The sequence below is a fragment of the Microbacterium sp. CJ77 genome (genome assembly GCF_002911615.1).
GTDB lineage: Bacteria > Actinomycetota > Actinomycetes > Actinomycetales > Microbacteriaceae > Microbacterium.
On the sequence record NZ_PQBR01000025.1, the window covers coordinates 124,667 to 145,917 of the forward strand.

The following is a 21,251-nucleotide window of genomic DNA, read 5'->3' on the forward strand; positions in this document are numbered from 1 at the left end:
TGGAGGGATGACGACCCTCAACTGGTCCGGGAACGTTCGCTTCGGCGCGAGGTCGGTGGAAAGCCCCGCCGACCTCGCGCAGTTGCGCCGTCTGGTCACCGGCAACGAGAGGGTGCGCGCGCTCGGCTCACGCCACTCGTTCAACGCGATCGCCGACACCGACGGCGTGCTGATCGACCTGTCGCGGCTCGACGTGCCCTACGAGATCGACGAGGACGCAGGCTCCGCGTGGGTTCCGGCGGCCGCTCGGTATGCCGAGATCGCGGCCACGGTCGATCGTCGTGGCCTGGCGCTGCGCAACATGGGCTCGTTGCCGCACATCTCCGTCGGCGGAGCGATCGCGACGGGGACGCACGGCTCGGGTGATGGCAACCGCATTCTCGGGGCATCCGTCACGGGTCTCGAGATCGTCCGTGCCGACGGGCGCCTCGACACGATCGAGCGTGACGATCCGCGCCTCGCGGGGTCGATCGTCGGGCTCGGCGCGCTCGGCATCACCACGCGCGTGCGCCTCGAACTCGTGCCCTCGTTCGACGTTCGGCAGGACATCTTCCTCGGCGCCCCCTGGGGTGAGGTGCTCGATGGCTTCGACGCCGTGATGGGTGCCGGCTACAGCGTCAGCCTGTTCATCGCGGAGTGGGGAACGGATGTCGTCGACCAGGTCTGGGTGAAGACGGTGACGGATGCGACGAATGCCGAACCCGCTCTGCCACCGGGCGTGACGGCCGAGCGCGCCACGCGGCAGATCGGGCCCATCGCATCCGGTCCCGCCGATTCGGTCACCCCGCAGCTCGGGGTACCGGGGCGCTGGCTCGACCGGCTGCCGCACTTCCGTCGGGACGCGCCGCCCAGCAACGCGGGCGACGAATTGCAGTCCGAGTACTTCGTGGCGCGGCAGGACGCCCCGGCGGCCCTGCTCGCGCTCCGCGCCCTCGCCGCGAGCATCGCGCCGGTGCTGCTCGTCTCGGAGGTACGCAGCATCGCGGCGGACGAGCTGTGGTTGAGCGGCGCGTACGGCCGCGAGACGATCGCCCTGCACTTCACCTGGAGGAACGATCCGGACGGCGTCGCCGCTTTGCTGCCGACGATCGAGGCGGCGCTCGCGCCCTTCGACGCCCGCCCCCACTGGGGCAAGCTCTCGGCCGCGGGTGGAGGGACGACGGTCGACCGCTACCCGAAGGGCGGGGATTTCCGTGCACTCGTCGCGGCGGAAGACCCCGACGGACGATTCACGAACCCGTACCTCGAGCGCGTTCTCGCCTGAGCGGACCGGCGCTTCAGAGGAACGGCACTTCAGAGGTCAGAGCTGGATGCCGTGGTTCTCGTCGTTCACGCCGGCGTTGCGGCCGCGCCACGATTCGTAGGCGATGAGCCAGCCGAGCGACACGGCGACGCCGATCACGATGCCGAGCCAGACATTCGACAGGCCCAAGCCCACGAGCGCTCCCGCGATGATCAGACCGATGGTCCCGAGCAGCCACTGCACCCGGCCGCGCGGCCAACGCTTCTGTCCTGACATGACCCCAGCCTAGGTGCTGTTCCAGAGTCACCGCGCTAACAGCCGCACCAGGAGCGATAGAGCGGGTGCCGATATCGCGGCCTGTAAAGCTGGGCATATCGCGGGAAACGTCCAGACAGTGCGCAAGTTCATGCACCATAACCCCTTTAATCCAAGGGGTGGGATCGGAGCCGGTGAAGCCTTTTAGGACATTCGCCGGATTCAAGACCAGATCACAGTAGCCAGGCCCTACGTACATAAGCGCCGGGATCGAGTGTGGTAGTGCAACGGTGTTCGTGTTCCAACCAGACACAGCGGATGAAAGCACGACATGCACACCGTAATGTTCAAGCGCAAACTTTTTAAGGAAGGGGAAGCCGTCCGCGTCGGCCACAAAGGCGCTGCGGGCGGCAGCGTATCGCTCGCTTGAAACTCGTTCTAGCGCAATGCCAGACAGCAGAGCTATGGCATAGGTCAAAACAGGAATCAGGGCGACGGAAAGACCGATTCCGATACGGCGTTCTATCGGATTTCCCGTTCTCACAATCCAGGGTTGTCTGGAAGCCCATAAGCCAGCCGCAACAGCTAAGGCAAACCACAGGCCGCCGAACAACATCCAGTCATTGCCGACTGCCCTGCCAGCTAGAGCAACAAGTGATACCAATGCTACCCATGCCAGCGGGGCTAGTACGTCCAATATCGCAGAAATGTTAAGCGGATGATTCTTTCGCTTAATGTCCATGATCGGCGGCCGTTTCCTTGCTGGGCTAGAACGTCGCGTCTTTCAAAGAGATTGCGCAGCCGTTGAAGTCATAGGACACGTCCGTAATGACACCGGAGGCGCGGGCCGTCTTGCCGACTGTCAACGCGGTGACGTTGGCCTTGTTGTCGGTGCCGGCGTGAATCGACACTTGGCCAGCTTTCAACAGCACGCGATAGTGAGGCTGGAAGCCTTCATTGACTGACCGGACTTCGCCAGTCATGGCCAGGCCCTTACCGACATACGTGCTATTGGCTTGCACCTGGTTGTTCTTCGCCGCTTGGCAAATCTGCGGCAGCGTATCCGTCACCATGACCGGGGCCGTGGCCTTTTGAATGTCCTTGGCGACCTGATCCAGCGCGGCGCAACCGGCAAGGGCCAGGATCGGCAAAGCAAGAGCTAGGCGGTTTATAGATTTCATGCAGCAAACTCCTTATCAGTGAAAAAAGTGGACGGCCCGTGCCTAGAACATGGGCACGTAGATCAATTCGATTTCAACACGTTGGTTCTGGTAGCGCCCTTCGGGCGTGATGTTCTCGGTCACGTAGTCGGCGGCCGACGCGAAATTCACCATGATCTTGAGCGGCGACACGCCACGATCCACCAGGTACTTGCGCGCCGACAAGGCACGCTTCAATGCCAGGATTTCATCGCGGGCGCTGGGCCGGTTCGTACTGGTGCGGCCGTTGACATAGATCATCGAGGCGGCGCGGGCGTCAGCAAGGACGGCGGCCACGTCCGCCGGCGGCTGGAACGTGGTGCTGCTGTCCGGGAAGGAAACCATCACCATCGAGGAAACAGGCGTGCTATGGGCGGTGCCGTAGTCGGCGGCCAGCGCGCCTTGCGCGAAGATCATGGACGCCAAGGAAATGGCCAGGAAGAACGCTTTACGCATCGGACAGACTCCAATCAAAAGAATAGGTATCCGGCCTTGCTCATGGGAATGCGGATCAACCAGAGCGCAGCCAGGTGCAGCGGGTAATAGGCATAGAAAGCCCAGCGCAGGCGCGGCATGGACAGATCAATGCGAGAGGCGACCAGGAGCAGCGGCAACACCGCCAAGGCCCACAGGTTGCGATTGATGAACCAGAGCGCGGCCAGGGCCAGCAGCGCGACCGCCGCGGCTGTCCAGGTGGGGCGCTTGCAATAAGACCAGATCCACCCGGCCCCGTTGCATGGCCCAAACAACCTAGGTGCGTGGGTCAGATCCTTCCGTTAACGCGCCGGGGTGAATCCGGTGGATAGCGCGGGGTGCTGGGAGAATCGATTCATGACGGTGACTGCCAGCCTGGAGGGTCTGTTCGAGGTCGAGCCGGGTGAGGCGCGGGCGCCGGGATCGGCTGCACCGGCGGGTGCGGGCAAGACGTTCCGTGGGTATGACCAGGGGCAGTGTTTCCTGCTCCCGCCGAGTCTGGATGACTGGCTGGACGAGGATGATGAGGCCCGGTTCATCTCCGAGGTCGTCGAAGAGCTCTTGGATCTGACGCCGGTCTACGCGTCGTACGCGTCCGCCTCGGGTGCGCCTCCGTATGACCCGCGGATGATGTTGAAGCTGCTGCTGTTCGCGTACGCGACGGGCGTGACCTCGTCTCGTGAGTTGGAGCGGCGCTGCAAGCGCGATATCGCCTTCCGGTGGCTGTCGGGCAACCAGGCGCCCGACTACCGGTCGCTGGCCCGGTTTCGTCGGCGTCACCTGGATGCCCTGCCGGGGTTGTTCCTGCAGGTGCTGCGGGTCTGCGCGGAGGCGGGGCTGGTGCGGTTGGGGCGGGTCGCGCTGGATGGCACGAAGCTGGCTGCGAACGCGTCGCGGCATAAGGCGATGAGCTATGACCGGATCGTGCCGAAGATCGATCAGCTCCAAGCCGAGGTCGCTGCGCTGCTCGCCGAGGCGGAGGCGGTCGATGAGGCCGAGGATCAGCAGTTCGGCCAGGACCGGCGCGGGGACCGAGGTCGCCCCGGAGCTGGCCCGCCGTGAGGGGCGCCTGGCAAAACTACGTGCCGCGAAGGACGCGATCGAGGCCGACGCCGCCGAGAAGGCGGCAGCCGTGGCGCGGAAGAAGGCCGACGCCGCCGGTCAGCCCCCTGAGCAGGCCGACGCGGCCGTCGCGACTGCGGTGGACACGGCGGCGCCGAAGCCGAAAGCGCAACGCAATTTCACCGATCCTGAGGCGCGGATGATGAAGACGGTCCGCGGCTTCGATTACGCGTTCAACGCGCAGGCCGTTGTCGATGAGGGCCACCAGATCGTGTTGAGCGCCGAGGTCACCCAGCAGGCCACCGATATCCAGCAGTTCGTCCCGATGGCCGAGCAGACCCTACGGAACCTCGACGCGGCAGGAATCGAGCGTTCCCCAGAGGTCGTCCTCGCTGACGCGGGCTACTGCTCGGAAGCCAACCTCGAAGCCGCCGACGATCTGGACGCACAGGTGTTGATCGCGACGGGACGGCAACGTCACGGCGAGAGCTTCCCTACCGCCGGCGCCCCGGACCCGGCCCCAGAGGACGCGAGCCGGCGGGAGCGGATGGCGCACGCGCTGCGCACCGAGCAGGGCCGCACCGACTACGCGCGCCGCAAAGCCATCGTTGAACCCGCGTTCGGGCAGATGAAGACCCGGCAAAACGCCGGACAGCTCCGGCTACGCGGACTCGCCGGCGCCCAAGGCGAATGGCTACTCCACACGATCTGCCACAACCTCCGCAAGCTCCGCGTCGCTACAGCCGCCGGGCTGGCGCCCGCATAGGCCTCCCCAGGGGTCCCTGGGCGTCACAGCACGCACCGACAGTCGCCACGAGCCCCTCGCCGTGCGATCCCGCACGCTCTCACACCGCAACGGCCCGCCCGTTCCCGTTCGCGACCGTCAGCGCGCGATGCCAGAGTCAACGCCGCGCGCCACGCCACCCGATTCTGACCCGCGCACCTAGGGGGCCGTGTCCGTCAGCGCGTCCGGTGATCTTCGGGGTGCAAGCGCGGTCCTCGCCGCGGCTCGCGCGCACCGCTCAGCCGGATCAGGCGGATGACGCGCTGGCGCTGCCCGGCCCACGGCGCGAGCAGTTCGAGCATGCCGTCGTCGTCGACGCGATGCCCGGTCAATGCGTAGCCGACCTCATGGGCCAGGTGGTAGTCGCCGACGCTGACGGCATCCGGATCGCCGAAGGCTCGGATGCGTGTCTCTGCCGCCGTCCAGGGGCCCACGCCGCGCACGCTCGTCAGCACGCGGTCACGATCGCCGCCGCCCGCCCCGCGTTCGGCCGCGGCCACCAGCGAACGGCCGATCCGCGCTGCCTCGACGATGGCACGCGACTGCGGTGGTTCGACCCCCGCACGATGCCAGGACCATGACGGGATGCTCCGCCACCCGTCGATCGTGGGTGGGGCGAACAGGGCCACCGGTGTCGGGCCCGGGGCTCGTTCGCCATGCCGGCGCACGAGGCTGCGCCAGGCCGCGAATGCCTGCATGCCCGTGACCTTCTGCTCGATGATCGCGCCGGCGAGCGCGTCGAAGACGAGGTCGGTGCGACCGAGCCGCAGCCCGATGCTGCGGCGATGGGCTTCCCCGAGAAGGGGGTGATCGCCGGGTCGGAAGGCCGCGGGGTCGTCGGACGCGCCGCAGAGGTCCGGGACCTGTGCGAGGGCCCACTCGGCGCCGGCACCCCATGCCGCGACGCGGACGGCACCCGAGGCATCCTGTCGCAGGGCGACCGTCGCCGTGCCCATCGGGGTGCGGCTCGCACGCCAGATGACGGGGCCATCGCGAACGATGGTCGGATCGGCGGCCCCGCGTCGCTGGAACATGACGACCTGCGCCAGGTTCAGAACGTGCGCGGGGCGGTAGACGGACTCGCGGGGAGGGGTGCGCCGGGCGACGGGCACCGCGATTGCGGTGGCGCCCACCGACGTGCCCATCGTCATGCGCCCACCATACGGCGGGGGTCCGACGCGGACACCATTCCGGATGCCGCGAAGGCGCTCAGAACCGGTCGGGGGAGGGCGTTCCGTGCCCGTAGCGGATCGAGACATCCGCGTGCCGGTCGAACCGGTAGCCGACGCCGCGCACCGTGCGCACGATGTCTTCGTACCGGCCGAGCTTGGCGCGCAGGCGTCGCACGTGCACGTCGATCGTGCGCTCGCCGGGGGCGTCGTCGTCGGTCGCTGACCAGAGCGACGACACCAGCTCCGTTCGTTCGATCGTGCGGCCTTCACGCAGGACCAGGTACTGCAGCAGCTCGAACTCCTTGTACGTGAACGCCGCGGATTCGCCGTCCAGAAGCACCTTCTTGCGCGAGATGTCGACGATCACGCCGACGGCCGAGTCCCCGGTGTCGTCCGCGTCACGCCGACTGCGGGCGACGGCGGAGGGCTCGTGCAGGGCGAGGCGAACGAGGTCGACATCGCGTCCGCCCGCGTCCGTCGGCGCGAGTGCGACGGTGGCGTACGTCTCGGCATCCGGTGCGAGGTCGGCGAGGGTCCGCCGGAGCGCTTCGACGAGGGTGCCGAGGCTGACGCCCGCGGCGGCGGCCTTCTGTTCGTCGAGGCCGACGTACAGGGCGAAGCCGCGGGGTGCCGTGCGGGCCGCAGCCGCACGCGCGGGTGGGACGGCAGGGGCTGCGGGGGAGGGAAGCGACGCCACCGGACGCAGGTGCGCGGGGCGAGCGGCGGGGGCTTCGAGAAGGGCGGTGTTCGACATGATGAGGTCTTCTTCCGGAAAGGAACCCTGCGGGTTCTCCGAGGTACTGCGAGGTGTCGGCGTGTGGCCGGGAAAGGGGTGTCCGTCGGCCCCGCCAGAGGCGGGAGCGGCACCCGGGGCCATCGCGGCCACGTCGGCGGCGGCGGGTAGGCCCGGCTGGGTCACGTGATCAGCGACACATTCGACAACAGATGGCAACGCGACACATGACGGCGCGACCGGCGCTCATCATGCCGGCACTCCGGTTCGCCTCCCAGGCGGACACAGGGCGTGCGTTGTCACTCATGCCGCCGATTATCTCCGAGATCGTCAGGATGTGTCAAACCGCCCAGGTGACGCCCCCCTCGCATCCCCCGACGGTGCACATTGTTCAGTCCGGGACACGGGCACCCGGTGGAATATGTTGCCAATTTCGACATAAGTGTTGCATTGGTGGGGTAGACCTGGCTATGGTCTGTGTCGAAGCGCTTCGACGAAGCGTTTCGATCCGCTCGAATCCTTGAAGAGCGCGGGTCGTGCAACGACGATGGAGTCCCGATGGCGAAGATTCACGAGGTGGCCGAGGCCGCCGGTGTATCGATCAGCACGGTGTCGTACGCCCTCAGCGGCAAGCGGCCGGTGTCGCCGGACACGCGTCGACGGATCGAGGACGTGGCTCGTGCTCTCGGGTACGAACCGAATGCGGGGGCCCGGATGCTCGCGGGGAGCCGCACCCACATCTTCGCGCTCACCGAGCCGTTGCGTGCTGATACCCACGCACCGACCCACATGGCGTTCGTGCTCGCTACCGCGGTCGCCGCGCGCAGGCAGGGCTACGACATCCTGCTGCTGACCGATGAACAGGCCTCGGCGGGTATGCGCCGGGTGGCGGCAAGCGATCTCGCGGACGCCGTGCTCGTGCTCGACGTCGCCCCCGAGGACGAGCGCGTCGCGATCGCGCGCTCGATCGCCATCCCGACGATCTTCATCGGGATCCCGAACGATAGCGAGGGTCTGGTCTGTGTCGACCTCGACTTCGAGGCGGCCACCCGGATGGCGGTGGATCGCGTCGCGGACGCCGGTCACCGGCGAATCGCGATGATCGGACAGCCCGCGGTCGCGTACCGACGCTCGAACTTCCCCCCGCGCGTCCGCTCCTCATACGAGGCGCACGCGCGGGCGCGCGGCCTGGCGCACTCGTTCGCGGTGAGCGGCGAGACGCAGATGGATGCGGTCACGGTTCGTGCCGGACTCGCCGCGTCGATCGATGCGGGCGCGACTGCGCTGCTGCTGCACGGGGCGGACGACATGCACGTCGTCGTCCTGGCCGAGCTCGCGGCACGCGGCCTGGAGGTGGGTCGTGACATCTCGGTCCTCTCGGTCGCCGCGTCGTTCGACAGCGCGCTGCTTCCGACCCCGCTCGACACGATCCCCCTCATTCCGCAGGCTTCGTGCGAACGTGCCGTCGAACTGGCGGTGCAGGCTCTCGGTCCGAATCGGCTGCGTCCGGCGGTTCACCTCATCGACCCGGTCTATATCGCCGCGGGCAGCGTCTCCGCGCCCGTGGCGATCGCCGAAACCGCGTGAGCGGAACAACATGCGGCAGACCATGACCTCGATCGAAGCGCTTCGACAAGACTCCGCGCCCTGCCCGCGCGCGGCCAACCGATCCCGACCAATGCGGGTCACCAAGAAAGGAGTGCCGACGATGGCACAGCAACACAACAGGAAGAAGCACACGCGACTCGTCGCCGCCGTCGGCGCGCTCGCCGTCGGCGCGCTCGCCCTCAGCTCCTGCTCCGGAGGCTCGGGCGGAGGCGAGGACGACAACACCCTGACGCTCTGGCACTACGAGGGCGCCGACAGCGCCATGGGCATCGCGTGGGCCGAGGCGATCAAGGTGTTCGAAGAAGAGACCGGTGCGACGGTGGAGTTCGAGGAGAAGAGCTTCGAGCAGATCCGCTCGACGGCGAGCCAGGTCCTCAACTCCGATGAGGCCCCGGATCTGATGGAGTTCAACAAGGGCAACGCCACCGCGGGTCTGCTGGCCAGCCAGGGACTTCTCACCGACATCAGCGACGCGGTCGAGCAATACGGGTGGGACGACAAGCTCGCCCCCGCGCTCCAGACGACCGCGAAGTACAACGAGGACGGCGTCATGGGCTCGGGTGCGTGGTACGGCATCCCGAACTACGGCGAATTCGTCACGGTCTACTACAACAAGGATGCCTTCGCGGCGGCGGGCCTCGAGATCCCGACGACGTACGACGAGTTCCTCGCCGTGATGGATGCATTCGTCGCACAGGGCGTCACGCCGCTCGCCGAGGCCGGGCTCGAGTACCCCCTGGGTCAGCTCTGGTACCAGCTCGAGCTGAGCCAGGCCGATCGCCAGTGGGTCAACGACTATCAGCTCTACGAGAACCCGGTCGATTGGCAGGGCGAAGAGGTCACCTACGCCACCGAGACCCTGCTCGACTACGTCGACAAGGGCTACATCTCGCCCGATGTGTCGGGCATCAAGGCCGAGGATGCCGGTGTCTCGTTCATCGGCGGCGACGCGCCGATCTTCGTCTCGGGCAGCTGGTGGTACGGCCGCTTCACCAATGAGATCGACGGCTTCGACTGGGGCATCTTTCCGTTCCCGGACAGCGACCTCAGCCTCGGCTCGTCCGGCAACCTGTGGGTCGTGCCGGAGCAGGCCAAGAACAAGGACCTCGCCTACGAGTTCATCGACATCACGATGCGTCCCGAGATCCAGGCCCTGATCGGCAACAACGGCGGGCTCCCCGTCGCCGCCGACGTCGCCGACATCACCGACGAGAAGAGCCTCGAGCTGATCGAGGCTTTCAACGCGGTGAACGAGGTGGACGGTCTGTCGTTCTACCCGGACTGGCCCACGCCCACGTTCTACGACGTGCTGGTCGCCCAGCTGCAGGAACTCGTGAACGGCACGAAGACCGCCGCCGAGGTTCAGGAAGGTCTCGGCGCGGAGTACGACTCCTACGTCGACGACTTCCGTTGATCCCCGATTGATACCCGGGGGCGGTCCGTCGATGTGCGGACCGCCCCCTCCACCCCCTCCCAGGAGTCGGTCATGACCGCTGTTCCGTTCGTCCGCAGAGAGCGCACGAAGCTCCCGCCCGAAGAGCCGCTGATCCCGCAGCGCGGCCGCGGGTCCGCCGGGTACTGGCTGTACCTGCTGCCCGGCTTCGTCCTGCTCACCGTGATCGTGCTCATCCCGCTCGGGTGGAACGTGTACCTCAGCTTCACCGAGTGGCGGGGCATCAAACCTCCCGAGTTCATCGGTCTCGACAACTGGATCGAGCTGATGGGCGACGCCAAGTTCTGGGCGTCCTTCCGCAACAGCATCTGGATGATCCTGGCCATGGTCGTCGCGCCGACGATCGTGGGCCTCATCCTCGCCGCTCTGCTCTTCGACCTCATCGGACGCAAGTTCGGCGGCCGCCTCGCGAGCTTCCTGCGCGCGACCTACTACCTTCCCCAGATCCTCCCCGCCGCGATCGCGGGCATCGTGATCGGCTGGATCCTGCGCCCGCAAGACGGTGCCCTCAACACGATCCTCGAGAACATCGGGCTCGGATTCCTCGCGCAGAACTGGCTGGGAAGCCCCGACACCGCTCTCGGCAGCATCATGGTCGTCCTGGTCTGGATCCAGATCGGATACCCCGTGGTCGTCTTCATGGCGGCACTGCAGCGCGTCGACCCGGAGCTCTACGAGGCCGCCGAACTGGATGGCGCGAACTGGTTCCAGCGATTCCGCGCGATCACGGTGAGCATCATCCGTCCCGAGATCTACGTCGTCACGCTCACCTGCACGATCGCCGCGCTCAAGGTCTTCGGCCCGGTCTACGTCCTGACCCGCGGCGGACCGGGCGACGCCACGATCGTGCCCGCGTACTACGCGTACAGCGAGTTCTTCCAGGCGCAGCAGGTCGGCTACGGCGCGACGATCGCCACCGCCCTCACGATCGTGATCGCGATCGTCTCCATCGTCTTCATCCGCGCGCAGAACGCCGCGGAACGCAAGGAAAGGGCGGGTCTGTGATGGTCGCCACGATCGCCGTCGCCCCGACGGACAAGAAGAAGCCCCGTGCCACCGGGCGCGCGCGTGGATCGATGACGCGCCCCCGCGGCGTCGACTGGCTCATGCTCGCCTTCGCGGTGGTCACCGCGATCCTGATCATCGCGCCGTTCTACCTGATCCTCGTGAACTCGTTCAAGTCGCCGGCGGACTACTCCAACGGGGGACCGCTCGCGCTGCCCTCGAGCCTGTACTTCGACGGCATCGTCACCTTCTGGGAGCGCGTCAACTTCCCCGAGAAGGTCTGGAACTCGGTCTTCATCTCGGGGATGGTGGCGCTGCTCGCCGTGCTTATCTCGGTGCTGAACGCCTTCGCGATCGGCATCGGCCGCGTGCGCGGACGCTCGTGGATCGTGCTGCTGTTCCTGCTCGCGAACCTGCTGCCGCAGGAGGCCCTCCTCTACCCGCTGTACTACATGTTCAAAGAGGTCGGGCTCTACAACAACGTGTGGTCGGTGATCATCATCTTCACCGTCATCCAGGCGGCCTTCGGCACCTATCTGCTCTCGGCGGTGTACGGCACCTTCCCGAAAGAGGTGCTCGAGGCCGCCGCGATAGACGGGGCGAGCCGTTGGCAGATCCTCTGGCGCGTGATCTTCCCGATCAGCCGCCCGACGCTCTCGGTGCTCCTGATCTTCTTCTTCATCTGGACGTGGAACGAGTTCCTCATCCCGCTGACGTTCCTGGTCTCGAACGCCAACCAGACCGTGCCGGTGGCCATCAGCGTCCTGCAGGGCGATCGCCTCATGGATGTCACGACCACCAGTGCCTCGGCGCTGCTCGGCCTCATCCCCACCCTTCTCTTCTTCCTCATCTTCCAGCGCACGCTGACACGCGGTATCACGGCAGGAGCAGTCAAGTAATGAAGTTCACCGATGGGTTCTGGCAACTCCGACCCGGAGTCACGGCCCTGTACGCCCAAGAGGCATACGACATCTGGCAGGTCGCCGACACCGCCGACGGGCCGGGCCTGCGGGTCACGGCGCCGACGGCCGTCATCGCCAAACGCGGCGACGTGCTCAACCGGGCGACGCTGACGGTCACGCTCTCGTCGCCCCTCGAAGGCGTCGTACGCGTTCGGATCGCCCACCACGAGGGCGGCCGGCGCGAGCCCGGTTTCGAGCTTCCCGGTGCGGTGGCGGGCGGCGTCGGCGAAGCATCCGTCACCGAGACCGCCGGCACGCTCGTGACCGGTCCGCTCACCGCGCGGATCGCGCAGGGCGCGCCCTGGGCGCTCTCGTTCGAAGAGGGCGGTCGGCGCCTCACCGGCAGCGGCCACAAGGCCCAGGGATACATGCAGTTGACCTCCGACGCGCAGGTCGACTCCGGCATCGTCGGCAACGCCCGGGCCGCGCAGGCGCGACCCGCGGCGTCCGCGTTCGTGCACGAACAGCTCGACCTCGGCGTCGGCGAGCTCGTCTACGGTCTCGGCGAGCGATTCGGCCCGCTGGTCAAGAACGGCCAGAGCGTCGAGATCTGGAACGCCGACGGCGGAACCTCGAGCGAGCAGGCGTACAAGAACGTGCCGTTGTACCTTTCGAGCCGCGGCTACGGCGTGCTCGTCAACGACACGGGCCACGTGTCGTTCGAGATCGGTTCGGAGGCCGTCGAGCGCACGCAGTTCTCGGTCTCGGGCGAGGCGCTCGAGTACTTCGTGATCGCGGGGCCGACGCCCAAGGACGTGCTCGAGCGCTACACGGCGCTCACGGGCCGCCCGCCGGTCGTGCCGGCGTGGTCGTACGGCCTCTGGCTGTCGACGAGCTTCACGACGGAGTACGACGAGGCGACGGTGACGTCCTTCATCGACGAGATGGCGCGGCGCGAGCTGCCGATCTCGGTCTTCCACTTCGACTGCTTCTGGATGCGCGAGTTCAACTGGTGCGACTTCGAGTGGGATCCCCGGGTGTTCCCGGATCCCGACGGGATGCTCGACCGCTTGCACGAGCGCGACCTGCGTGTGTGCGTCTGGATCAACCCGTACATCGCGCAGCGCTCGCCGCTGTTCGCCGAAGCCGAGGCCGCGGGCTACCTCGTCCGCCGGGCAGACGGCTCGGTCTGGCAGTGGGACCTCTGGCAGGCGGGCATGGGGCTGGTCGACTTCACCAACCCCGACGCGACCGCGTGGTTCCAGGGCAAGCTGCGCGCGCTCGTCGACCAGGGTGTCGACTGCTTCAAGACCGACTTCGGCGAGCGCATCCCGCTCGACGTGGTCTGGCACGACGGCGCAGATCCTTCTCGCATGCACAACCTCTACACGCACCTCTACAACAAGGCCGTGCACGACGTGCTGGTCGACGCGCGCGGCGCCGGCGATGCCGTCCTGTTCGCGCGTTCGGCGACGGCCGGGGGGCAGACGATGCCCGTGCACTGGGGCGGCGACTCCACGTCGACCTTCCCGTCCATGGCCGAGACGCTCCGCGGTGGGCTCTCGCTGGCCCTCAGCGGCTTCGCGCACTGGAGTCACGACATCGGCGGATTCGAGGGAACCCCGGATGCGTCGGTGTTCAAGCGCTGGACGGCCTTCGGCCTGCTCGGCAGCCACAGCCGCTTCCACGGATCGCAGTCGTACCGGGTGCCGTGGATGTTCGACGACGAGGCCGTCGAGGTCACGCGCGTCTTCACGCGGCTGAAGATGCGTCTCATGCCGTATCTGTTCCAGGTCGGCATCGACGCGACGCGCACCGGCGCGCCGATCATGCGTCCGATGGTTCTGGAGTTCCCGGATGACCCGGGCGCCGCGTACCTCGACCGTCAGTACATGCTGGGCAGCGACATCCTGGTCGCGCCGGTGTTCACCGAGTCGGGTGAGGTCGAGTTCTACCTGCCCGCGGGAACCTGGACGCACCTGCTGACGGGCGAGAAGGTCGAGGGCGGGGGCTGGCGCCGCGAGCGGCACGACTTCCTGAGCCTGCCGATCTACGTCCGGCCGGGCGCTGTGCTGCCGTGGGGTGCGCGCGAGGACCGACCCGACTACGACTATCTCGACGGTCTGACGCTGCGCGTCTTCCCGGGTGGGAGCGGTACCATCGAGGTTTCGGTGACAACCCCGGATGGCCGTTCAGCGTCGTTCCCGGTCGATCGTGCTGAGGTGACGGAGTGAACATGGGGCAGCAGGGCAACGCCGACTTCCGGGATGCGGGGCTCGTCTTCCCCGACGGCTTCACGTTCGGGTCGGCGACCGCGTCGTACCAGGTCGAGGGTGCTTTCGACGAAGACGGACGCGGGCCGTCGATCTGGGACACCTTCAGCAAGACGCCGGGCAAGGTCTGGAACGGCGACACGGGTGATGTCGCGTGCGACCACTACCACCGCTTCGCGTCCGACCTCGATCTGATGAAGGACCTCGGCCTCGGGGCCTATCGGTTCTCGATCGCCTGGCCGCGCATCCAGCCCACCGGCACGGGCGCGCCCAACCAGGCGGGGATCGACTTCTACTCGCGCCTGGTCGACGGACTGCTCGAGCGGGGCATCCGTCCCGTCGCGACGCTCTACCACTGGGACCTCCCGCAGCCGCTCGAGGACGCGGGCGGCTGGGCCGTGCGTGAGACGACGGATGCCTTCGAGAAGTACGCCGAGATCATGGGCGCGGCGCTCGGCGACCGGGTGCAGACGTGGACGACGCTCAACGAGCCGTGGTGCTCGGCCTACCTCGGCTACGGCCAGGGCGGCCATGCCCCCGGACGCCACGAGCCCGACGCGGCCCTCGCGGCCGTGCACCACCTCAACCTCGCGCACGGCCGGGCGATCCAGGCCCTCCGGGCGACCTCGACGGGTGATCCCGAGTACTCGGTGACGCTCAACTTCCACGTCCTGCGCGGACAGGGAGACGGTGCCGCGCACGCGATGCGCCGCATCGACGCGCTCGCGAACCGCGCCTTCACCGGACCCATGCTGCGCGGGGAATATCCTGCCGATCTGCTGGAGGACACGGCATCCGTCACCGACTGGTCGTTCGTGCGGGACGGCGATCTCGCGGCGATCCATCAGCCGATCGACGTGCTGGGGGTCAACTACTACTCCACCGCCACGGTCCGGCTGTGGGATGGCGTCTCGCCCAAGCAGCAGAACGACGGGCACAAGGGCGCCGAGGGCGGCACGGCGTGGCCGGGCAGCAGCGAGATCGTCGAGTTCGTCGAGCAGCCCGGGCCGTACACCGCCATGGGCTGGAACATCGCGCCCGAGGGGCTCGAAGAACTCCTGCTGTCGTTGCGCGAGCAGTTCCCCGATCAGCCGCTCATGGTCACCGAGAACGGGGCCGCCTTCGAGGATGTCGTCGCCGAGGACGGTTCGGTGCCCGATCCGGAGCGCCTGGACTACCTGCGGCGCCACTTCACGGCGGCGCATCGTGCCATGGAGGCAGGCGTCGACCTGCGCGGGTACTTCGTGTGGTCGCTGCTCGACAACTTCGAGTGGGGGTACGGCTACGCCAAGCGCTTCGGGATCGTCCGCGTCGGCTTCGACTCGCTCGAGCGCACGGTCAAGGACAGCGGGCTCTGGTACCGGGAGCTCGCCCGCACGGGTGTGCTTCCCGCCTGAACGGATGACGACACTCAGCGTGCGCCCAGCCTCGCCCGGTCGAGGCGGGCGTACGCTGTGCCGGTGACTTCGTTGACCTTCACCCACGAACCGGATGCCTCGCGGTACACCCTGCACGCCGGTTCCGACCTCGTGAGCGCCCTCGACTATCGCGACGACGGCCGTACCGTCGCGCTGACCCGGGCGTACACGGTGCCCTCGTTCCGCGGACACGGATACGCCGGCGAGATCGTCGACCGTGCCGTCGCAGCGCTCGAGCAAGCCGGCGACCGAAAAGTGCTGCCGGTGTGCTGGTACGTCGCCGAGTGGTTCGAGGCTCACCCCGAGCGCGCGGGCATCCTCGCCGAGCGCAGCCGCGCGTAGCAGGCAGCGGGACCTCGCCGCCCCTATGCTGGCCGGGTGGATACGGAGCAGGTCTTCATCGGTGTCGCGGTCGTCTTCGAGGCGGTCGGCGCGCTCGCGATGATCATCGGCGCGGTCATCGCGATCGTGCTCGGAATTCGCGCCCTCAGCCGCGGTGCCGGGGGGAGCGCGGCCTTCACGACTTTGCGCACGACCTTCGGCGGCGCCATCCTCCTCGGCCTCGAGGTGCTCGTCGCCGCGGATCTGCTTCGCACGATCACGTCGAAGCCGTCGCTCGAGGATGCCGTGATCCTGGGGATCATCGTGCTGATCCGGACCATCCTGTCGATCTCGATCCAGATCGAGATCGAGGGTGTGCTGCCGTGGCGTCGTGCGCTGCTGACCAGCGGCGCGAACGTCGTGGCGGGCGAAGTCGCCCGGGACCGCCGCGCCGCCGCGGGCCGCACGAGGACCTAGTCGCGCGGCCCGGGCCCGTCAAGCCCCTTGGTCTCGCTCCGCTCTCGGGTGATGGTTGTCTCAGACATCCGAATCCAGCATGAGGAGACCCGATGACTTCGTCACGCGACGACCTTCCCGAAGGCGTCATCAACGCCGATCCGACGGGCGGCTGGCAGAGCGGCGAGACCGAGGAGCGCGTCTCGGACGAACTCGTCGCGCCCGACGCCCCGATCGAGGGTGCTGAGGCCGGGCAAGCCGCCGACCCCGATCTGAGCGACGACGCCGACAGCGATGGGAGCGACGCATGACCCCGGGTGACCCGGCGCCGGACAAGGCCATGCCGGACCGGGACGCGGCGCACGATTCGCCGATCGTCCGCACGGGGGATATCGTCCAGAACGCGCCCGCCATGGACATGAACGACACGACGACGTCCGAGAGGGTGGACGGCATCGTCGCCCAGACCCGCGCCGATCACGCGGCCGATGGACAGGAACGCATCATCGAGGTCCTGAAGCAGCGCCTCGATCAGGCGGGCATCGAGCTCACGGACGACGAGGTGGCGGAGCTCGCACGGGGCTGACTCTCGGCGAACCGCGGCCCGGGCTCCGGGCCGATGTCGGTGGACCCGCATAGCGTGTGAGCATGCGCATCCTGCACACCTCCGACTGGCACATCGGGCGCTCGTTCCACGGGCACTCGACCGTCGCCGCGCTCGCGGTCGTGCTGGACGAAATGGTGGCGCAGGTCGCCGAGCACGACGTCGATCTGGTGGTCCTGGCCGGCGATGTCTTCGACTCGGCAACGCCCGCCGCCGGATGCTATCCGCTGCTGACCGACACGCTCGCCGCGATGCGTGCGGCGGGGGCCGAGGTCGTCGTCACGAGCGGCAATCACGACAGCGCAGCGCGACTCGGTTTTCAGGCGCCCTTCGCCGCGGCAGCGGGCATCCACATCCTCACCCGTCCCGAGCGAGTGGGTGTCCCGGTCACCCTTCACGATGAGCACGGTCCCGTTCACGTCTACGGCATCCCTTTCCTCGAGCCCTCCCTCGTGCGGCACGTATGGCCGGAGGTGACTCTTCGCACGCAAGAGCAGACGCTGGCCCACGCCATGACACTCGTCAACGACGATCGGGCCGAGCGCGGCGGACGCTCGATCGCGATCGCCCACTGCTTCGCGGCGAACGTCGAGGCGACGCCGGGCGTCGAGCGCGAGATTCGCCAGGGAACCCTCGATGTCGTACCGCTGTCGACCTTCGACGGCCCCGACTACGTCGCCCTCGGGCACATCCATGGGCGTAACGAGCTCTCGCCCCGCGTCCGGTATGCGGGGGCCCCGTTGCACTATTCGTTCGGTGAGCAGCACAAGCCTCGCGGTTCGTGGCTGATCGACCTGGATGCCTCGGGCCTCGCCTCGACCGAATGGTTGCCGCTCGCGGTGCCGCGGCGCCTCGTCACGATCTCGGCAACGCTCGAGGAGCTCCTGACCGATGTCCGCTTCGACGGCGAGACCGAGGCGTGGGTGTGCGCGCAGTACACGGATTCGACCCCGCAGCGGGATCCGATGCGGCGCCTGCTCGCCCGCTTCCCGCACTGCGCGACCGTGCAGCACGTGCCGACCCTCGTGCAGCAGATGGCCGAGAAGTCGTATGCGGCTCGGGTTCGCGAGGCGCGTGATGACCACGAGCTGATCTCGACGTTCCTCGCCCACGTGCGACAGGGGCAGGCCGCCGATGAGGCCGAGGCCGAAATCCTCGCCGACGTCATCGTCGAATGCGCCGACACCGACAGCACAGCAACGCGGCGCACGACGGACGGCGTGCTCGCGTGAGGATGCATCGCCTCGAGGTCGAGGGCTTCGGGCCGTTCCTGCGTCCCCAGGTCGTCGACTTCGACGCGTTCGCCGAGGATGGCATCTTCGTCATCTCGGGCCGGACGGGCGCGGGCAAGTCCAGCATCCTCGACGCGATCTGCTTCGCGCTGTACGGGTCGGTTCCCCGCTATGACGCGGGCGAGAAGCGCCTGCGCAGCGATCACAGCGGACCGGACGACCCGACGCTCGTCGCGCTGGAGTTCAGCGCGGGCGGCGAGCGGTGGCGTGTCGAGCGCTCACCCGAATACGAGCGCGCCAAGCGCAACGGCGCCGGGACGACCACGGCGCCGCCCCAGGCGCGGCTCTTCGTCTGGGCGGGCGAAGGCTGGGAGGGCCGCGCGGCGCGACCACGCGACGTCGGCGAGGCGCTGCACGAGATCCTTCCGCTCACGCAGGAGCAGTTCCTGCAGGTCATCCTGCTCGCGCAGAACCGGTTCGCGCGCTTCCTGCTCGCGAGTCACAGCGAGCGCCAGGCGCTCCTGCGGACACTCTTCGGAACACGCCGATTCGAGGAGTACGAGCAGGCTCTCGAGAGACGGCGCAAGGATTCCGAGGCGCGCGTCGCCCGCGATGGCGACACACTGGCGCATCACCTCGACGAGGCCGAGCGCTTGATCGCGGATCGGGCGCTCACGGGCGACGACGCGGATATGGAGGGCCCGGCCGATGCCGCGTCGCGGATCGAACGGGTTCGGCAGGCGTCACAGCGCGCGGCGTACCGGGCCGAGACGGCCGCGCTCGCGCAGGAGGCGGCCCGCGTGGCGAGGGACGCCGCCGAAGTCGCACTCGCCGACGTGCTCGCCCGCCGCGATCAGCAGGAGAGGCGTGATCGCGCGCGTCGGACCGTCGCGAACCTCGAGTCGGATGCCTCCCGCATCGTCGCCGTCCGTGCGGAACGTGACGCCGCGAACCGCGCAGAGCGGGCACGCGAGGGCATCCGCGGGCTGGACACGGCGCGCGCCGATACAGAACGCGCGGAGTCGGATCGACGCAGGGCCCTCACATCTTGGATCGCGCTCAGAGATCGCGCCGCCGCCGAAGACGCGGCCGCAGCCGGCGCCGCGAGCGAGCGCATGCCGACCACGTCTCAGCTCGCCGATCGCATCGACGAGCTGAAGCACGCGGTCGGCGGATGGACGCTCCTGCTCGCACGCGAAGAGAGCATCGCCGAGCGTCGCGCGGAGTATGCGCGGAGTCGGGCCGACCTCGCGGAGCTGACCGCTGCCGTCGAGACGAGCCGTGCGGAGCGCGGGGTCGCGATCACGCGTCGCGACGAGCTCGATGCGCGATTGATGGAACTCGCTCCGACCCTCGGCGGACGCGCTGCGGCCGAAGCTCTCCTCACGGACCTGGACGACCGCATCGCCGCGGCCGCGGAGGCCGAGCGCCTGGTGGAGGAAGCCGCCGCGGCCGAGCTGGCGGCGTTGCACGCCGACCGGGCCCTGGCCGAGGCATCCGCCGCCCTGGTGGACATGCGCGAACGGCGACTCCGTGGTCACGCGGGTGAACTCGCCGCTCAACTCGTTCCCGGTGAACCGTGCGCGGTGTGCGGGGGGACCGAGCACCCGGCGCCCGCACCGCGGGGCGAAGACCCGGTGAGCGCCGACGACATCGATGCGGCCGAAGCCCGGGTCGCGCTCGCCGTGGTGCAACAGCGCGACGCATCCGAGGCGCTGGCGCGTGTCCGCCAGGACGCGGCGGGCGCGCGTGGGCGTGCGGGCGAGCGATCGGGTGCTCAGCTCGCCGAGGACCGCACCGCGGCTGCGCGGGCTCTGGCGGTCATCGCGGATGCCGAACGCGAATCGACGATGCTGCGCGCGGAACGAGAGGACTGTGCGTCGACCCTCGCGGCGCTCGAGTCCGCGCTCGATGCCGCTGCGCCCCGCATCGAGACTCTCGACCGGTCTCTCATCGTCCTCGACGCGGGCATCGCGGCGGATGATGAGGCTCTGACGGAGGCGCGGGGCGAGTTCCCCACCGTTGCCGAGAGAATCGCCGATGCCGAGCGGATCGCCGACGCGGCAGAGCGGCTGCGGGATGCGATCGCGGTGGCGGAGCGCTGCGTACGGGCAGAAGAGACCGCGCGGGCGCGGGCCGAGGCGGACCTCGCGGAGGCCGGCTTCGAGACGGCGGATGCCGCGGTCGAGGCGCTCCGGGATGCCGCCGCACGAGCCGCGCTCGACGAGACGATCCGCGAGCACGAGACCGCGCTGGGGGCGGCGAAGGCCGTGCTCCTGGATCTCGAGCTGTTGGTGCTGCCCGACGAGCCGATCGATACGCGATCGGCCGAAACGGTGCGCCAGGATGTCCGCGACGCCTGGACCGCCGCCGTCCAGCAGACCCTCGCTGCCGATCAGACGCGCGAACGGCTCGAGGCGCTCGCACAGCAGGCGGAGCTGGCGCAATCAGGAATCGCCGCGGCCTTCGCCGAACACGAGATCATCGAACGTCTCGCCGCCACGGTCGCGGGCAAGGCCCCCAATACTCATCGGATGAAGCTCGAGACCTTCGTCCTCGCCGCCGAGCTCGAAGAGATCGTGCAGGCCGCCAACCTGCGCCTGGACGAGATGTCCGACGGCCGGTACCGTCTGCTGCACACCGACTCCCTGGCCGCCCGAGGTGCCGCCTCGGGCCTCGGGCTCGAGGTGCTGGATGCCTACACGGGACGACCGCGCCCGGCGCAGTCGCTATCGGGAGGCGAGACCTTCCTGGCCTCCCTCGCGCTCGCGCTGGGCCTGGCCGAGGTCGTCACCGGCCGCGCCGGAGGCATCGCGCTCGACACGCTGTTCATCGACGAGGGCTTCGGCTCACTCGACGCCGAGACCCTCGACACGGCCATGCGCACGCTCGACGAGCTGCGCCAGGGTGGGCGAACGGTCGGGGTCATCAGCCACGTCGAGGCGATGAAGGATCAGATCCCCGCGCAGTTGCTCGTCGCGGTGGCGGAGGACGGATCGAGCGAGGTCGCCGCGCACGCCCTCCTGCCGGTCTCGCTGACCGGCCGCGGGCGCTGAG

At 68.4% G+C, this 21,251-nt stretch carries 19 protein-coding genes and 1 pseudogene; 14 read left to right on the plus strand and 6 right to left on the minus strand.

Going from position 1 to position 21,251, the window contains the following annotated elements; all coding sequences use genetic code 11:
- The first annotated feature begins 7 nt into the window (after positions 1–7).
- Entirely contained in the window at positions 8–1,264 is a 1,257-nt protein-coding gene (locus tag C2868_RS15365) for an FAD-binding protein (protein ID WP_100809788.1), read from the plus strand.
- 36 nt (positions 1,265–1,300) lie between these two features.
- On the opposite strand, the gene C2868_RS15370 is transcribed toward C2868_RS15365, so the two are convergent.
- The 4 genes from C2868_RS15370 to C2868_RS15385 form a co-directional block, all read right to left on the minus strand.
- The gene (locus tag C2868_RS15370; protein ID WP_100809789.1) at positions 1,301–1,519 is read right to left on the minus strand and encodes a hypothetical protein; all 219 of its coding nucleotides are present in this window, start codon (positions 1,517–1,519) and stop codon (positions 1,301–1,303) included.
- Between the two features lie 746 nt (positions 1,520–2,265).
- Positions 2,266–2,679 carry a hypothetical protein gene (locus C2868_RS15375; RefSeq protein WP_011600627.1) on the minus strand — a complete coding sequence of 138 codons (414 nt, stop codon included), beginning with the start codon at positions 2,677–2,679 and terminating at the stop codon, positions 2,266–2,268.
- A 42-nt stretch (positions 2,680–2,721) separates the two neighbouring features.
- Positions 2,722–3,153 (minus strand): OmpA family protein, encoded by a 432-nt coding sequence (locus tag C2868_RS15380; RefSeq protein ID WP_011600626.1) that lies wholly within the window; start codon positions 3,151–3,153, stop codon positions 2,722–2,724.
- Between the two features lie 14 nt (positions 3,154–3,167).
- Positions 3,168–3,446: a TraX family protein gene (locus C2868_RS15385; RefSeq protein WP_258034464.1), complete on the minus strand. Its 279-nt coding sequence runs from the start codon at positions 3,444–3,446 to the stop codon at positions 3,168–3,170.
- 109 nt (positions 3,447–3,555) lie between these two features.
- Here C2868_RS15385 and C2868_RS15390 point away from each other — a divergent pair.
- Positions 3,556–4,999: pseudogene (locus C2868_RS15390) on the plus strand (IS1182 family transposase).
- A gap of 194 nt (positions 5,000–5,193) precedes the next feature.
- Here C2868_RS15390 and C2868_RS15395 read toward each other — a convergent pair.
- Both C2868_RS15395 and C2868_RS15400 read right to left on the minus strand, forming a co-directional pair.
- Positions 5,194–6,162 carry a 3-methyladenine DNA glycosylase gene (locus C2868_RS15395; RefSeq protein ID WP_100810054.1) on the minus strand — a complete coding sequence of 323 codons (969 nt, stop codon included), beginning with the start codon at positions 6,160–6,162 and terminating at the stop codon, positions 5,194–5,196.
- A 64-nt stretch (positions 6,163–6,226) separates the two neighbouring features.
- A complete protein-coding gene (locus C2868_RS15400; protein WP_100809790.1) occupies positions 6,227–6,943 on the minus strand; it encodes a winged helix-turn-helix domain-containing protein in 717 nt (238 codons plus the stop codon).
- Positions 6,944–7,480: 537 nt separating this feature from the next.
- On the opposite strand from C2868_RS15400, the gene C2868_RS15405 reads away from it, so the two are divergent.
- The 12 genes from C2868_RS15405 to C2868_RS15460 all read left to right on the plus strand — a co-directional run bounded on the left by C2868_RS15405 (position 7,481) and on the right by C2868_RS15460 (position 21,250).
- Positions 7,481–8,509 carry a LacI family DNA-binding transcriptional regulator gene (locus tag C2868_RS15405; RefSeq protein WP_100809791.1) on the plus strand — a complete coding sequence of 343 codons (1,029 nt, stop codon included), beginning with the start codon at positions 7,481–7,483 and terminating at the stop codon, positions 8,507–8,509.
- Positions 8,510–8,630: 121 nt separating this feature from the next.
- Positions 8,631–9,944, plus strand: coding sequence for an ABC transporter substrate-binding protein (locus tag C2868_RS15410; protein ID WP_100810055.1), 1,314 nt, complete (start codon positions 8,631–8,633; stop codon positions 9,942–9,944).
- Between the two features lie 72 nt (positions 9,945–10,016).
- Positions 10,017–10,988 carry a carbohydrate ABC transporter permease gene (locus C2868_RS15415; protein WP_100809792.1) on the plus strand — a complete coding sequence of 324 codons (972 nt, stop codon included), beginning with the start codon at positions 10,017–10,019 and terminating at the stop codon, positions 10,986–10,988.
- Positions 10,988–11,887, plus strand: coding sequence for a carbohydrate ABC transporter permease (locus tag C2868_RS15420; RefSeq protein WP_100809793.1), 900 nt, complete (start codon positions 10,988–10,990; stop codon positions 11,885–11,887). The genes C2868_RS15415 and C2868_RS15420 overlap by 1 nt, the downstream gene beginning before the upstream one ends.
- Positions 11,887–14,124 (plus strand): alpha-xylosidase, encoded by a 2,238-nt coding sequence (yicI, locus tag C2868_RS15425; RefSeq protein WP_100809794.1) that lies wholly within the window; start codon positions 11,887–11,889, stop codon positions 14,122–14,124. The genes C2868_RS15420 and yicI overlap by 1 nt, the downstream gene beginning before the upstream one ends.
- A gap of 2 nt (positions 14,125–14,126) precedes the next feature.
- The gene (locus tag C2868_RS15430) at positions 14,127–15,560 is read left to right on the plus strand and encodes a GH1 family beta-glucosidase (RefSeq protein ID WP_100809795.1); all 1,434 of its coding nucleotides are present in this window, start codon (positions 14,127–14,129) and stop codon (positions 15,558–15,560) included.
- A 63-nt stretch (positions 15,561–15,623) separates the two neighbouring features.
- Positions 15,624–15,923, plus strand: a complete 300-nt coding sequence (locus C2868_RS15435; protein WP_100810056.1) for a GNAT family N-acetyltransferase — start codon at positions 15,624–15,626, stop codon at positions 15,921–15,923.
- Between the two features lie 36 nt (positions 15,924–15,959).
- Positions 15,960–16,379, plus strand: coding sequence for a DUF1622 domain-containing protein (locus tag C2868_RS15440; RefSeq protein WP_100809796.1), 420 nt, complete (start codon positions 15,960–15,962; stop codon positions 16,377–16,379).
- Positions 16,380–16,471: 92 nt separating this feature from the next.
- Positions 16,472–16,669 (plus strand): hypothetical protein, encoded by a 198-nt coding sequence (locus C2868_RS15445; RefSeq protein ID WP_100809797.1) that lies wholly within the window; start codon positions 16,472–16,474, stop codon positions 16,667–16,669.
- On the plus strand, positions 16,666–16,944 hold the full coding sequence (locus C2868_RS15450; protein ID WP_232711093.1) for a hypothetical protein: 279 nt from the start codon (positions 16,666–16,668) through the stop codon (positions 16,942–16,944). The genes C2868_RS15445 and C2868_RS15450 overlap by 4 nt, the downstream gene beginning before the upstream one ends.
- Positions 16,945–17,006: 62 nt before the next feature.
- Entirely contained in the window at positions 17,007–18,194 is a 1,188-nt protein-coding gene (locus C2868_RS15455; protein WP_100809798.1) for an exonuclease SbcCD subunit D, read from the plus strand.
- A gap of 2 nt (positions 18,195–18,196) precedes the next feature.
- Positions 18,197–21,250, plus strand: a complete 3,054-nt coding sequence (locus tag C2868_RS15460; RefSeq protein WP_232711115.1) for an AAA family ATPase — start codon at positions 18,197–18,199, stop codon at positions 21,248–21,250.
- The last annotated feature ends 1 nt before the right edge of the window (position 21,251 follow it).